At 68.2% G+C, this 13,618-nt stretch carries 13 protein-coding genes; 7 read left to right on the forward strand and 6 right to left on the reverse strand.

The annotated features are described in order from the left end of the window. Positions 1–11: 11 nt before the first annotated feature. Together HEP74_RS17840 and HEP74_RS17845 are read right to left on the reverse strand one after the other, a co-directional pair. Positions 12–656 (reverse strand): CoA transferase subunit B, encoded by a 645-nt coding sequence (locus HEP74_RS17840; RefSeq protein WP_185813994.1) that lies wholly within the window; start codon positions 654–656, stop codon positions 12–14. Between the two features lies 1 nt (position 657). Continuing rightward, on the reverse strand, positions 658–1,395 hold the full coding sequence (locus tag HEP74_RS17845) for a CoA transferase subunit A (protein WP_185813995.1): 738 nt from the start codon (positions 1,393–1,395) through the stop codon (positions 658–660). 134 nt (positions 1,396–1,529) lie between these two features. Between HEP74_RS17845 and HEP74_RS17850 the strand changes: the two genes are divergently transcribed. Together HEP74_RS17850 and HEP74_RS17855 are read left to right on the forward strand one after the other, a co-directional pair. Beyond that, entirely contained in the window at positions 1,530–2,876 is a 1,347-nt protein-coding gene (locus HEP74_RS17850) for a phosphohexomutase domain-containing protein (RefSeq protein ID WP_185813996.1), read from the forward strand. Between the two features lie 39 nt (positions 2,877–2,915). Beyond that, a complete protein-coding gene (locus tag HEP74_RS17855; RefSeq protein ID WP_185813997.1) occupies positions 2,916–4,319 on the forward strand; it encodes a mannose-1-phosphate guanylyltransferase/mannose-6-phosphate isomerase in 1,404 nt (467 codons plus the stop codon). A gap of 81 nt (positions 4,320–4,400) precedes the next feature. Here HEP74_RS17855 and rfbD read toward each other — a convergent pair whose 3' ends face one another. The 4 genes from rfbD to rfbB are packed head-to-tail and all read right to left on the reverse strand — an operon-like array spanning position 4,401 to position 7,869. Beyond that, positions 4,401–5,318, reverse strand: a complete 918-nt coding sequence (rfbD, locus tag HEP74_RS17860) for a dTDP-4-dehydrorhamnose reductase (protein WP_185813998.1) — start codon at positions 5,316–5,318, stop codon at positions 4,401–4,403. Further along, complete coding sequence (gene rfbC / locus HEP74_RS17865) at positions 5,315–5,872, reverse strand: dTDP-4-dehydrorhamnose 3,5-epimerase (RefSeq protein ID WP_185813999.1); 558 nt, start codon at positions 5,870–5,872, stop codon at positions 5,315–5,317. The genes rfbD and rfbC overlap by 4 nt, the downstream gene beginning before the upstream one ends. Next, positions 5,869–6,756 (reverse strand): glucose-1-phosphate thymidylyltransferase RfbA, encoded by an 888-nt coding sequence (gene rfbA, locus HEP74_RS17870; RefSeq protein WP_185814000.1) that lies wholly within the window; start codon positions 6,754–6,756, stop codon positions 5,869–5,871. The genes rfbC and rfbA overlap by 4 nt, the downstream gene beginning before the upstream one ends. Positions 6,757–6,813: 57 nt before the next feature. Beyond that, complete coding sequence (gene rfbB / locus HEP74_RS17875; RefSeq protein ID WP_185814001.1) at positions 6,814–7,869, reverse strand: dTDP-glucose 4,6-dehydratase; 1,056 nt, start codon at positions 7,867–7,869, stop codon at positions 6,814–6,816. A 236-nt stretch (positions 7,870–8,105) separates the two neighbouring features. On the opposite strand from rfbB, the gene HEP74_RS17880 reads away from it, so the two are divergent. The 5 genes from HEP74_RS17880 to HEP74_RS17900 all read left to right on the forward strand — a co-directional run bounded on the left by HEP74_RS17880 (position 8,106) and on the right by HEP74_RS17900 (position 13,617). Further along, a complete protein-coding gene (locus HEP74_RS17880; RefSeq protein ID WP_185814002.1) occupies positions 8,106–8,852 on the forward strand; it encodes an electron transfer flavoprotein subunit beta/FixA family protein in 747 nt (248 codons plus the stop codon). Beyond that, positions 8,852–9,808 (forward strand): electron transfer flavoprotein subunit alpha/FixB family protein, encoded by a 957-nt coding sequence (locus HEP74_RS17885; protein WP_185814003.1) that lies wholly within the window; start codon positions 8,852–8,854, stop codon positions 9,806–9,808. The genes HEP74_RS17880 and HEP74_RS17885 overlap by 1 nt, the downstream gene beginning before the upstream one ends. 16 nt (positions 9,809–9,824) lie before the next feature. Further along, entirely contained in the window at positions 9,825–10,814 is a 990-nt protein-coding gene (locus tag HEP74_RS17890; RefSeq protein WP_185814004.1) for a lysylphosphatidylglycerol synthase transmembrane domain-containing protein, read from the forward strand. A 107-nt stretch (positions 10,815–10,921) separates the two neighbouring features. After that, entirely contained in the window at positions 10,922–12,310 is a 1,389-nt protein-coding gene (locus tag HEP74_RS17895) for a UbiA family prenyltransferase (RefSeq protein WP_185814005.1), read from the forward strand. Beyond that, on the forward strand, positions 12,310–13,617 hold the full coding sequence (locus HEP74_RS17900; protein ID WP_185814006.1) for an FAD-binding oxidoreductase: 1,308 nt from the start codon (positions 12,310–12,312) through the stop codon (positions 13,615–13,617). The genes HEP74_RS17895 and HEP74_RS17900 overlap by 1 nt, the downstream gene beginning before the upstream one ends. Position 13,618: the final 1 nt, after the last annotated feature.

Consider the following 13,618-nt stretch of genomic DNA (forward strand, 5'->3'; position numbering starts at 1 on the left):
CGCGCGCAACGCTACGAACGCACAGCCATGCGCTGAAACGGCACCCCGGTCTTGGCAACGAGCTCCGCCTCCTCCACGCCATCGGCCGCCTCGACCAGTACCAGGCCCTCCGCACTCACGTCGAACACCGCCAGGTCGGTGATGATGCGGTCGACCACGCCCACGCCGGTCAGCGGCAGGTCGCACTCGGGCAGGAGCTTGTGGCTGCCGTCCTTGGCCACGTGCTCCATCAGCACCACCACGCGCTTGACCCCGGCGACCAGGTCCATCGCCCCGCCCATGCCCTTGACCATCTTGCCCGGCACCATCCAGTTGGCCAGGTCGCCGCGCGCGCTGACCTGCATCGCGCCGAGGATTGCCAGGTCGATATGCCCGCCGCGGATCATCGCGAAGGAATCGTGGCTGCCGAAATAGCTGGCGCCGGCGCGCGCGGTGACGGTCTGCTTGCCGGCGTTGATCAGGTCGGCGTCGACCTCGTCCTCGCTCGGGAACGGGCCGATGCCGAGCAGGCCGTTCTCCGACTGCAGCCACACGTCCACGCCCTCGGGGATGTGGTTGGCGACCAGGGTCGGCAGGCCGATGCCCAGGTTCACGTAGGCGCCGTCGATGAGTTCGCGGGCGGCGCGCTGCGCCATTTCGTCGCGGGTCCAGGCCATGTCAGGCGTCCTTCTGGCGCAGGGTGCGCTGTTCGATGCGTTTCTCGGGATGCGGGTTGTGCACGATGCGGTCGACGTAGATGCCGGGCAGGTGCACCTGGTCCGGATCGATGCTGCCGGTGTCGACGAGTTGCTCGACCTCGGCGATGCAGACCTTGCCGGCCATCGCGCAGGCCGGGTTGAAGTTGCGCGCGGTCTTGCGGAACACCAGGTTGCCGGCCGCATCGGCCTTCCACGCCTTGACCAGGGCCACGTCGGCCTGCAGCGCGGTTTCCAGCACGTAGTGCTTGCCGTCGAACTCGCGCGTCTCCTTGCCATCGGCGACGATGGTGCCGTAGCCGGTGGCGGTGAAGAACGCGGGAATGCCGGCGCCGCCGGCACGCAGGCGCTCGGCCAGCGTTCCCTGCGGATTGAATTCCAGCTCCAGTTCGCCGGCCAGGTACTGGCGCTCGAATTCCTTGTTCTCGCCGACGTAGGACGAGATCATCTTGCGGATCTGCCGGGTCGCCAGCAGTTGGCCCAGGCCGAAGCCATCAACGCCGGCGTTGTTGGAGATCACGGTCAGGCCGGTCACCGCACTGTCGCGCAGCGCGGCGATCAAAGCCTCGGGGATGCCGCACAGGCCGAACCCGCCGACCGCCAGGGTCTGGCCATCGCCCACCACGTCGGCCAGCGCCGTGGCCGCGTCGGGGAAAAGCTTGCCGCGCCGTCCGGTCGCCCGGGTAGAGGTGTCGCCCATTCGCCAGCTCCGCATTCGGAAGTAGACAAGTAGTTTAGCCGCTCGCCGCGCGCGGCCTGCTGCGCACCGCCGCAATGACCGATTAAGGGCCGGAACGTTACACTCCAGGTTCCCCCATCCAAGGTCCCTCCCCTATGTCGCTTCCCGCATTCAAGGCCTACGACATCCGCGGTCGCGTTCCCGACGAACTGAACGAGGACCTGGCCCGCCGCATCGGCGTGGCATTGGCGGGGCAACTGGAAAGCGGGCCGGTGGTGGTGGGCCACGACGTGCGCCTGGCCAGCCAGGGGCTGCAGGACGCGCTCTCGGCAGGCCTGCGCGCCAGCGGCCGCGAGGTCATCGACATCGGCCTGTGCGGCACCGAGGAAGTGTATTTCCAGACCGATCACCTGCGGGCTGCGGGCGGGGTGATGGTCACCGCCAGCCACAACCCGATGGACTACAACGGGATGAAGCTGGTGCGCGAGAATGCGCGCCCGATCAGCTCCGATACCGGCCTGTTCGCGATCCGCGACACCGTGGCCGCCGACACCGCGCCGGCCGGCACGCCGACCGCGGCGCAGCACAGCCGCCCGGACAAGTCCGCCTATATCGCGCACCTGCTGAGCTACATCGACATCGGCTCGCTGAAGCCGCTGAAGCTGGTGGTCAACGCCGGCAACGGCGGTGCCGGCGCCATCGTCGACCTGCTGGCGCCGCACCTGCCGTTCGAGTTCGTGCGCGTGTTCCACGAGCCGGACGGCCACTTCCCCAACGGCATCCCGAACCCGCTGCTGCCGGAAAATCGCGAGGCCACCGCCAAGGCGGTCAAGCAACACGGCGCCGACTTCGGCATCGCCTGGGACGGGGATTTCGACCGCTGCTTCTTCTTCGACGAGAACGGCCGTTTCATCGAAGGCTATTACCTGGTTGGCCTGCTCGCGCAGGCGATCCTGGCCAAGCAGCCGGGCGGCAAGGTCGTGCACGATCCGCGCCTGACCTGGAACACGATCGAAATGGTCGAGGACGCCGGCGGCGTGCCGGTGCTGTGCAAGAGCGGGCATGCCTTCATCAAGGAGAAGATGCGCAGCGAAAACGCCGTGTACGGCGGCGAGATGAGCGCGCACCACTATTTCCGCGAGTTCGCCTACGCCGACTCGGGCATGATCCCGTGGCTGCTGATCGCCGAACTGGTGTCGCAGTCGGGTCGCTCGCTGGCCGACCTGGTCGAGGCGCGCATGCAGAAGTTCCCGTGCAGCGGCGAGATCAACTTCAAGGTCGCCGATGCCAAGGCCGCGGTGGCGCGGGTGATGGAGCACTTCGCCACGCACGCGCCGGCGCTGGACTATACCGACGGCGTCAGCGCCGAATTCGCCGACTGGCGCTTCAACCTGCGCAGCTCCAATACCGAACCGCTGTTGCGCCTGAACGTGGAAACGCGTGGCGATGCGGCATTGCTGGAAGCGCGCACGCAGGAAATTTCCGACCTGCTGCGCGACTGATCTCCCCTCCCCCAGACGCACTATGGAGTTCCCCCGCCCATGAGCGACGTCCTACCCATCATCCTGTCCGGCGGCTCCGGCACCCGGCTCTGGCCGCTGTCGCGCGAGTCCTATCCGAAGCAGTTCCTGCCGCTGGTCGGCGAACACAGCATGCTGCAAGCCACCTGGTTGCGTGCGGCGCCCGTCGCCGGGCACGCACCGATCGTGGTCGCCAACGAAGAGCACCGCTTCGTCGCCGCCGAGCAATTGCAGCAGATCGGCGTCAAGCCGCAGTCGATCCTGCTCGAGCCCAAGGGCCGCAATACCGCGCCGGCCATCGCCGTGGCGGCGCTGGAGGCGACCCGCAACGGCGCCGATCCGCTGCTGCTCGTGCTGCCCTCCGACCACGTGATCCGCGACGAAGCGGCGTTCCAGGCCGCGGTACGCGCGGCCGCCGCGGCCGCCGAGCAAGGCAAGCTGGTCACCTTCGGGATCAAGCCGACCGCGCCGGAAACCGGCTACGGCTACATCAAGGCCGGCGCCGGCAACGGCGTCAGCGCGGTCGAGCGCTTCGTCGAGAAGCCGGACCTGGCTACTGCGCAGGGCTATCTTGCTTCGGGCGAGTACTACTGGAACAGCGGCATGTTCCTGTTCCGCGCCTCGCGCTACCTGGAAGAGCTGCGCCGCTTCCAGCCGGCGATCGCCGACGCCTGCAGCAAGGCATGGGAGGCAGCCAAGCGCGATGCCGACTTCATCCGCCTGGACAAGGACGCGTTTGCCGCCAGCCCGTCGGACTCGATCGACTACGCGGTGATGGAGAAGACCGCCGACGCGGTGGTGGTGCCGCTCGACGCCGGCTGGAACGACGTCGGTTCCTGGTCGGCCCTGCTCGAAGTCTCGCCGCAGGACGCGCAGGGCAATGCGCACCACGGCGACGTGATCGAGATCGATTGCCGCAATACCTACGCCTACGGTTCGCGGCTGATCGCGATGGTCGGGCTGCAGGACGTGGTGGTGGTGGAGACCGACGACGCGGTGCTGGTCGGGCACCGCGAGCGCATCCAGGAGGTCAAGGAAATCGTGGCCAGGATCAAGGCCAGCGGCCGCTCCGAGGCCACCTGGCATCGCAAGGTGTATCGCCCGTGGGGCGCCTACGATTCGATCGACAACGGCCAGCGCTTCCAGGTCAAGCGCATCACCGTCAAGCCCGGCGCCACGCTGAGCCTGCAGATGCACCACCACCGCGCCGAGCACTGGATCGTGGTCAGCGGTACCGCCGAGGTCACCCGTGGCGAGGAAGTGCTGCTGCTCACCGAGAACCAGAGTACCTACATCCCGCTGGGCGTGACCCATCGCCTGAAGAACCCGGGCAAGCTGCCGCTGGAACTGATCGAGGTGCAGTCCGGCAGCTATCTGGGCGAGGACGACATCGTGCGCTTCGAGGACACCTACGGGCGCACTTGAGTCCTGCTGCAGCGCAAAGAAAAAAGCCGGGTCGATGCCCGGCTTTTTTCGTTTCCGCCTTTCAGGCTGGCATGCGCTGCGCTATGCGGACTGCGGCGCTTGTGTAGCCAGTTCGCCGATCACCTGGCGCAGGCCATCGCGCCATTCCGGCAGCACCAGCGAAAAGTCGCGCTGCAGCTTGGAGATGTCCAGCCGCGAATACGCCGGGCGCTTGGCCGGGGTCGGATAGTCGGCCGTGGTGATCGGCAACACGCGCGGCGCGCGTGCCAGCAGGCCCGCCGCGAGCGCGTCTTCGAAGATCGCCTCGGCGAAGCCGTGCCAGGTGGTCTCGCCGGCGGCGGTCAGGTGCCAGGTCCCAGATTGCGCGGCAGCGCGTTGCTCGAGGACTTGCGCGGTGACGTCGGCGATCAGCGCCGCCGGCGTCGGCGTGCCGGCCTGGTCGGCGACCACGCGCAGTTCGTCGCGCTCGGCACCGACGCGCAGCATGGTGCGCAGGAAGTTGCTGCCATGCGCGGCGTAGACCCAGGCGGTACGGAAGATCAGGTGCTGCGCGCCGGAAGCGCGGATCGCGTCTTCACCGGCGAGCTTGGTCGCGCCATAGACGCCCAGCGGCGCGGTCGGCGCGTCCTCCGGATACGGGCGGGTGCCCTGGCCGTCGAACACGTAGTCGGTGGAATAATGCACCATCGGCACGCCATGCGCCGCACACCAGCCGGCGATCGCCGCAGGCGCTTCGGCGTTGGCACGCAACGCGGCGTCGCGCTCCTGCTCGGCACGATCCACCGCGGTATAGGCCGCCGCGTTGACCACGGCCGTCGGCTGCAACCGGTCCAGCAAGGCACCCAGCGTCTGCGGCTGGTCGAAGTCGGCGCTCTCGCAGGCGCTGCCGTCAGGCAGGCGGCCGCTGCGCGTGGTGGCCAGCAACGGCCCGCGTGCGCCCAGCGCGCGCAGCAGCTCCTGGCCGACCTGGCCGTTGGCGCCGAATACCAGCGTGGTCACGGCGCGTACACCGGCAAACGTTCGGCCGCGATGTCGGCCAGGAAAGGCGCCACCGCATCCTTGGCCGACAGCAGCGGCTGGCTGATCGGCCAGTCCACGCCGATCGCCGCGTCGTCCCAGCGCACCCCGGCGTCGGCTTCCTTCACGTACACGTCGGTGCACAGATAGCTGAACACCGCACGCTCGGACAGCACCGCGAACCCATGCGCGAAGCCTTCCGGGATCCAGAACTGTTTCTTGTTCTCCGCGCTCAGCACCACCGCCGCCCAGCGACCGAAGTGCGGCGAACCGCGACGGATGTCCACGGCGACGTCGTAGACCTCGCCTTCCAGCACGCTGACCAGCTTGCCCTGCGGGCGCGGCCATTGGTAATGCAGGCCGCGCAGCACGCCCTTGGCCGAGGTCGAGACGTTGCTCTGCACGAAATTGGTCGGCAGCCCATGCTGGCCGAAACGCTCGGCGTTCCAGGTCTCGAAGAAATAGCCGCGTTCGTCGCCGAACACCGCCGGCTCGATCACCACGCAGCCAGGCAGATTGGTTTCAATCACTTTCACGGAACGATTCCTCGTACAGCCAGTTCATGCAGGTATTTGCCGTAGTCGTTCTTCAACAGCGGCGCGGCGAGTTTCTCCAGCTGCGCGGCATCGATCCAGCCCTGGCCGAACGCGATCTCTTCAGGGCAACACACCTGCAAGCCCTGCCGCGACTGGATGGTCTCGATGAAGTTGGAAGCCTCGTGCAGCGACTGGTGCGTGCCCGTATCCAGCCAGGCGTAGCCGCGGCCCAGCGGTTCCAGATGCAGTTCGCCCGCGTCCAGATAACGCCGGTTGAGATCGGTGATTTCCAGTTCCCCGCGCGGCGAGGGCTTCAACGCGGCTGCGTGCTCGCTGGCCTGGCCGTCGTAGAAGTACAGGCCGGTGACCGCGTAGTTGGAGCGCGGCTGGGCCGGCTTTTCGGCGATGTCGATGACCTTGCCGGCCTGGTCGAACTCGGCCACGCCATAGCGCTCCGGGTCGTTGACCCAATAGCCGAACACGGTGGCGCCGTGCTGCCGCGCATCGGCGCGGCGCAGGGTCTCGGTCAGGCCATGGCCGTGGAAGATGTTGTCGCCCAACACCAGACAGCTCGGCTTGCCGTCGACGAACTCGCGGCCGATCAGGTAGGCCTGCGCCAGTCCGTCCGGACTCGGCTGCACCGCGTACTCCAGGCGCATGCCCCACTGCGAGCCGTCGCCCAGCAGCGCGCGGAACAAGGCCTGCTCGTGCGGGGTGTTGATGATCAGCACCTCGCGGATGCCGGCCAGCATCAGCACGCTGAGCGGGTAGTAGATCATCGGCTTGTCGTACACAGGCAGCAGCTGCTTGCTGACGCCCTTGGTGATCGGATACAGCCGGGTGCCGGAGCCGCCGGCCAGGATGATGCCTTTGCGTTGGGTCATGAGGTGCTTCCTAGGAAGTCCGCACATCGGTGTGCGGGCTCTTGCGAGGGACTCGCGTTATGCCGCCGTGCCGATGCGTTCCAGCCGGTAGCTGCCGTCGAGCACGCCCTGCACCCAGGCCTGGTTGGCCAGGTACCAGTCCACGGTGATGGCGATGCCCTGCTCGAAGCTGTACTTCGGCTCCCAGCCCAGTTCGTTCTTCAGCTTGGACGCATCGATCGCGTAGCGCCGGTCGTGGCCGGGGCGGTCGGCGACATGGGTGATCTGGCTGGCGCGCGGCTGGCCGTCGGCGCGCGGGCGGCGCGCATCGAGCAGCGCGCAGATCGCCTGCACTACCTCGATGTTCTGCTTCTCGGAGTTGCCGCCGACGTTGTAGGTCTCGCCGACCCGGCCCTTGGCCAGCACTGTGCGGATCGCCTCGCAATGGTCGCCGACGAACAGCCAGTCACGCACCTGCTTGCCGTCGCCGTAGACCGGCAGCGGCTCGCCGGCCAGCGCCTTGGCGATCACCAGCGGCACCAGTTTTTCCGGGAAGTGGTACGGGCCGTAGTTGTTGGAGCAGTTGGTGGTCAGCACCGGCAGGCCGTAGGTGTGGTGGAACGCGCGCACCAAGTGGTCGGAAGCGGCCTTGGAGGCCGAGTACGGCGAATTGGGCGCGTACGGCGTGGTCTCGGAGAACTTGCCGGTCTCGCCCAGGGTGCCGTAGACCTCGTCGGTGGACACGTGCAGGAAACGGAACGCGGCGCGCGGTCCTTCCGGCAGCGCCTTCCAGTGGTCGCGCACCGCTTCCAGCAGGCCCAGGGTGCCGACCACGTTGGTCTGGATGAAGGCGCCGGGGCCGTCGATCGAGCGGTCCACATGGCTCTCGGCGGCGAAGTTCAGCACCGCGTCGGGCTGGTGCTCGCGCAGCAACCGGGCGACCAGGTCGCGGTCGCCGATATCGCCTTGCACGAAGACGTGGTCGGGATTGCCCTCCAGCGTCGCCAACGTGTTCAGATTGCCCGCGTAGGTCAGCGCATCGAGATTGATCACGCGGACGCCGCGCGACACCGCTTCCAGCACGAAATTGCCGCCGATGAACCCGGCGCCGCCGGTTACAAGCCAAGTAGCCACTGTCACGTCTCCTGGTCGGCACTGCAAAGCGCGCCGCTGCTCAAACCGCACAGGATATACGCTTTGCCGGGGACGGTCGCCTGCGCCCGCTGCGCCGGGTTCAGACTCTGGTAGCCACCCCAAACCGACACCATACGCCCTCGCATGGTCCACCGCCGCCGGTTAGAATCCACCGACTGCCCCGTGCCAGCCGCCGCGGCCGGGCCTTCCCGCATTGCTGAAGGATCTCGTACAAGATGAAAATCCTCGTCGCCTACAAGCGCGTGGTGGACTACAACGTCCGCATCCAGGTCAAGCCGGACGGCTCCGGCGTCGTGACCGAGGGCGTCAAGCTTTCCCCCAATCCGTTCGACGAAATCGCCCTGGAAGAAGCGCTGCGCCTGCGCGACGCCGGCATCGCCAGCGAAGTCGTGGTGGTCACTCTGGCCCCGGTCGATGCCGCCGCGCACCTGCGCAACGGCTTGGCGATGGGCGCCAACCGCGCCATCCACGTGGTCACCGATGCCGCGATCCAGCCGCTGACCGCGGCCCGCACGCTGCTCAAGCTGGTCGAGCAGGAGCAGCCGGACCTGGTGATCCTGGGCAAGCAGGCGATCGACGACGACGCCAACCAGACCGGGCAGATGCTGGCCACGCTGTGGGGCCGCCCGCAGGCCACCTTCGCCGGCAAGCTGGTGGTCGCCGACGGCAAGGCCACGGTGACCCGCGAGGTCGACGCCGGCCTGGAAACGCTGGAAGTGGACCTGCCGGCGGTGGTGACCACCGATCTGCGCCTGAACGAGCCGCGCTTCATCAAGCTGCCGGACATCATGAAGGCCAAGAGCAAGCCGCTGCAGACCCTGGCCTTCGCCGACCTGGGCGTGGAGTCCAACGACAGCCTCGCCACCACCCACTACGCGCCGCCGCCCAAGCGCAGCCGCGGCGTGATGGTCAAGGACGCCGCCGAACTGGTGGCCGCACTCAAGCAGAAGGGGTTGTTGTAATGGCCAAGATCCTCGTCGTCGCCGAACACCTGAACGGCCAGCTCAACGCGGCCACCGCCAAGACCGTCAGCGCCGCGCAGGCGCTGTCGCCGGAAACCATCGACATCGTGGTGCTGGCCGCCGACCCGGCCGCGGTCGCTGCGCAGGCGGCGCAGATCGCCGGCGTGAGCCGCGTGCTCACCGTCGCCAATCCGGCCAACGCACACGCCATCGCGCAGGTGCTGGGGCCGCAGATCGCGCAGCTGGCGCAGGGCTACAGCCACGTGTTCGGCCCCTCCACCACCTTCGGCAAGGACCTGATGCCGGTGGTCGCCGCGCTGCTCGGGGTCAACCAGATCTCCGACCTGATGGCGGTCGATGGCGAATACGCCTTCAAGCGCCCGATCTACGCCGGCAACGCGATCATCAGCGTGCAGGCGCCCGCCGACCAGACCGTGGTCGCCACCGTGCGCAGCGCCTCGTGGCCGGAAGCGGCCCGCTCCCGTGAAGGCGATAGCGGCAGCGCGGCAATCGAAGCGGCCAGCGTGAGCGCCACGCTGCCCACCCATACCCGCTTCGTCGGCCTGGCCGCCGGCAGCTCCGACCGCCCCGACCTGCAGAGCGCCAAGCGCGTGGTCTCCGGCGGCCGCGGCGTGGGTTCGGCGGAGAATTTCCAGATCATCTACAAGCTGGCCGACAAGCTCGGCGCCGCGGTGGGCGCCTCGCGCGCGGCGGTGGACGCCGGCTACGTGCCCAACGAACTGCAGGTCGGCCAGACCGGCAAGATCATCGCCCCGGACCTGTACGTGGCGGTCGGCATCTCCGGCGCGATCCAGCACCTGACCGGGATCAAGGACGCCGGCACCATCGTCGCGATCAACAAGGATCCGGAATCGCCGATCTTCGAGATCGCCGACATCGGGCTGGTGGGTGACTTGTTCACCTTGCTCCCGGAACTGGAAACGGCGCTGGGTTGACGCCGATGCGGTTCCGATGACCTCGCTGCCGCCCTCCGGCGCCGACGGCATGCCGATGCCGCGGCGGCGGCGCATCGATCACCTGGCCGGGTTCGTGCTGCTGTTGTGCGCGGGCTACGTGGCCACGCTGTTCTGGGTGGACCGCGGCAACGGGACGTTCTCGCGATTGAGCGAGGTCGGCCACCTGATGGCGCTGGCGACCTTGCCGGTCAGCGCCAGCTACCTGTTCCGGTACTGGCGCTGGCGCTGGCTGCTGCAGCGCTACGGCCATCCGGTCCCGTTCGTCGCCGGACTGGCCGGCTACCTGGCCGGCTTCGCCTTGACCGCGACGCCGGGCAAGGCCGGCGAATTGCTGCGTATCCGCTATTTCGCCCGCATGGGCGTGCCCGCGCGGCGCACCATCGCCGTGTTTGTGTTCGAGCGCGCGTCCGACCTGCTGATCATTCTGGCGCTGTCGCTGCTGGCCGCTCCCGTATTCCCTACGCTGGGCGTGCTGGCGGCGGTGGTCCTGGCCTTCGTCGGCCTGTTGTTCGGCGCGGCCGCCTGGCCGCCGCTGCTGGACCGGCTGACCGGCCTGGTGCGCTGGATGCCCGGGCGCTGGCTGCAGCGCCTGGCCCAGTTCGCGCTGGCCGCGGCGCTGGAGCTGCGCGGCTGCCTCGGTGCGCGCCAGTTCGGCCAAAGCATGGTCGCCGGGTTGATGGCCTGGGGCCTGACCTCCTCGGTGTTCGTGGGCCTGTGCCTGGGGATGGGCCTGCAGTTGGACCCCATCGTGGCGTTCGGTATCTACCCGCTGGCGATGCTGGTCGGCGCGCTGTCCTTCGTGCCCGGTGGCGTCGGCACCACCGAACTGGCGATCGTGCTGATGCTCGACCGCCTCGGCATCGCCACCGCCGACGCGATCGCCGTGGCGGTGGCGGCGCGCCTGGTCACGCTGTGGTACGCCATTCTGGTTGGCGCGCTGGCGATGATCAGAGCCGAGTTCCGGCCCCGCGGCAGGGCCATCTGATCCGCTAGGTATAATCGCGGCCCCGCAATGGACCGCCAGGCCGTCGAATGTCCGCCCCTACCAGTTCCCCGCCCCACCATCCGGCAGTTTCGGGGCGAGCCCTGTGCGTGGATCTGGATGGCACCCTGCTGAACTCGGACATCCTCTACGAGTCGGTGCTGGCGCTGCTGGCACGCAATCCGCTGTACCTGTTCCTGCTGCCGCTGTGGTTGCTGCGCGGCAAGGCGGCGCTGAAGCGCGAACTGGCCACGCGCGTCACCTTGCCGGCCGAGACCCTGCCCTACAACGAGAAAGTCCTGGAACTGCTGCGCACCACCACGCAGCGTCCGCGCGTGCTGTGCACCGCATCCGATGCCTTGCTGGTGACGCCGATCGCGGAGTATCTGGGCCTGTTCGAGCAGGTGATCGCCAGCGACGGCAAACGCAATCTCTCCGGGCGCAACAAGGCCGATGTCCTGGTCGAAACGTTCGGTGCCGGCAATTTCGACTATGCCGGCAACGGCAGCGTGGATCTGCACGTGTGGGAGAAAGCCGGCGGCGCCTGGGTCGTCAACAATGGCACCGCGCTCAGCAAGGCCGCCGCGCAACGCACCACGGTGCATGCGCATTGGCCCGCGCCGCCGCGCGCCCGTGCCTGGCTGAAGGCGCTGCGGCTGCACCAGTGGCTGAAGAACCTGTTGGTGTTCGTCCCGCTGTTGACCGCGCATCGCTTCCTGGATCCGGCGTCGGTGCTGCAGGCGGCGATCGCGCTGATCGCGTTCGGCTTGTGCGCCTCCGGCGTGTACGTGCTGAACGATTTACTCGACCTCACCCCGGACCGGCAGCACCCGCGCAAGCGCAAGCGTCCCTTCGCCGCCGGCCGCCTTCCCCTGCTGCACGGCCTGTTCGCCGCTCCGGTGCTGACCGTGGCCGGGCTCGCGCTGTCGCTGGCCTGCAACCTGGAATTCACCCTGGTGTTGCTGGCCTACTACGTGATGACGCTGGCGTACTCGCTGCGGCTGAAGCGGATCGTGATGATCGATGTGGTGCTGCTGGCGGCGCTGTACACGGTGCGCATCATCGGCGGCGCGATGGCGATCGGCGTCGAGCTGTCGTTCTGGCTGCTGGCGTTCTCGATGTTCATGTTCCTGTCGCTGGCCCTGCTCAAGCGCTATACCGAGTTGCACGCGATGCTCAACAGCGGCAAGACCAAGGCCAGCGGACGCGCCTACTCGGTGGAGGACCTGTCGCTGCTGCAGTCGATGGGCGCCGCCGCCGGCTACATCGCGGTGATGGTGATGGCGCTGTACATCAACAGCCCGGAGAGCGTGGAACTGTATAGCCACCCGAAAGTGCTGTGGCTGGTGTGCCCGGTGCTGCTGTATTGGGTGAGCCGGGTCTGGGTGATCGCGCACCGCGGCGACATGCATGACGACCCGATCGTGTTCGCCGCCACCGACCGGGTCAGCCAGGTGGTGGTGGTGCTGTGCGGACTGTTCGCGCTGAGCGCCATCTGATGGCGGACGCGGGGCAATCCTGGGGACGCTATCCGAAGGCGACGCAGGCCTTGCTGCCAGTCACCGACCGGGCGGCGGACTTGCCGGCATTCGAGGGCCACGCGCTGCCGCGCGGCAACGGCCGCAGCTATGGCGACAGCTGCCTCGACCCGGACGGCAGCTTGCTGTGCACGCGCGGCCTGGACCGGTTCATCGCATTCGATCCGGCGACCGGCCTGCTGCGCTGCGAAGCCGGGGTCACCCTGGCCGAGATCATCGACTTGGCGCTGCCGCAAGGCTGGTTCCTGCCGGTCACCCCGGGCACCCGCTACGTGACAGTGGCCGGCGCCATCGCCAACGACGTGCACGGCAAGAATCACCACCGCACCGGTAGCTTCGGCCACCATGTGCGCGCCTTCGAGCTGCTGCGCAGCGACGGCACGCGCCGCGTGTGCACGCCCGACGACGACGCCGAAGGCTGGTTTGCGGCCACCGTCGGCGGCCTCGGATTGACCGGCCTGATCACCTGGGCGCAACTCCAGTTGCGCCGGGTCGCGAGCGCCGCCCTGGAAACGGAGAACATCCGGTTCGGTTCGCTCGACGAGTTCTTCGCCTTGTCCGCGGCCTCCGCCGACAGCCACGAATACAGCGTCGCCTGGATCGACTGCCTGGCCAGCGGCCGCGCGCGCGGCCGCGGCCACTTCACCCGCGCCGACCATTGCCCGGGCCTGCCGGAAGAACGGCCCAAGCCCCCGGGCGCAGGCCTGCCGATGCCGCTGACGCCGCCGTTCTCGCTGGTCAACCAGCTGTCGCTGCGGCCGTTCAACGCGCTGTACTTCTGGCGCCAGCCTGCGCCGCGCAAGCGCTCGGTCAGCCACCTGCTGCCGTTCTTCTATCCGCTGGACGGCATCCGCAACTGGAATCGCATGTACGGCCCGGCCGGTTTCCTGCAGTACCAGTGCGTGCTGCCGCCGGCGGCCTCGCGCGACGGCATCGATGCGTTGCTGGCGGAGATCGCGCGCAGCGGCAGCGGCTCGTTCCTGGCGGTCCTGAAGGAATTCGGCGCCGCACGCTCGCTCGGCATGCTGTCGTTTCCGCGCCCGGGCACCACCCTGGCGCTGGATTTCCCCAATAGCGGCCCGGAGGTGTTTCGGCTGCTGGAGCGGCTGGACCGCATCGTCGACGCGGCCGGCGGCGCTCTGTACCCTGCCAAGGACGCGCGCATGAGCGCGGCGTCGTTCCAGCGCGCCTACGGCCGCTGGCGGGAATTCAGCCATTACCTCGATCCACGTTTTTCTTCCGGCTTCTGGCGCCGGGTCACGGAGTAGA

The organism is Xanthomonas sp. SS (assembly GCF_014236835.1).
In the GTDB taxonomy this organism is placed as follows: domain Bacteria; phylum Pseudomonadota; class Gammaproteobacteria; order Xanthomonadales; family Xanthomonadaceae; genus Xanthomonas_A.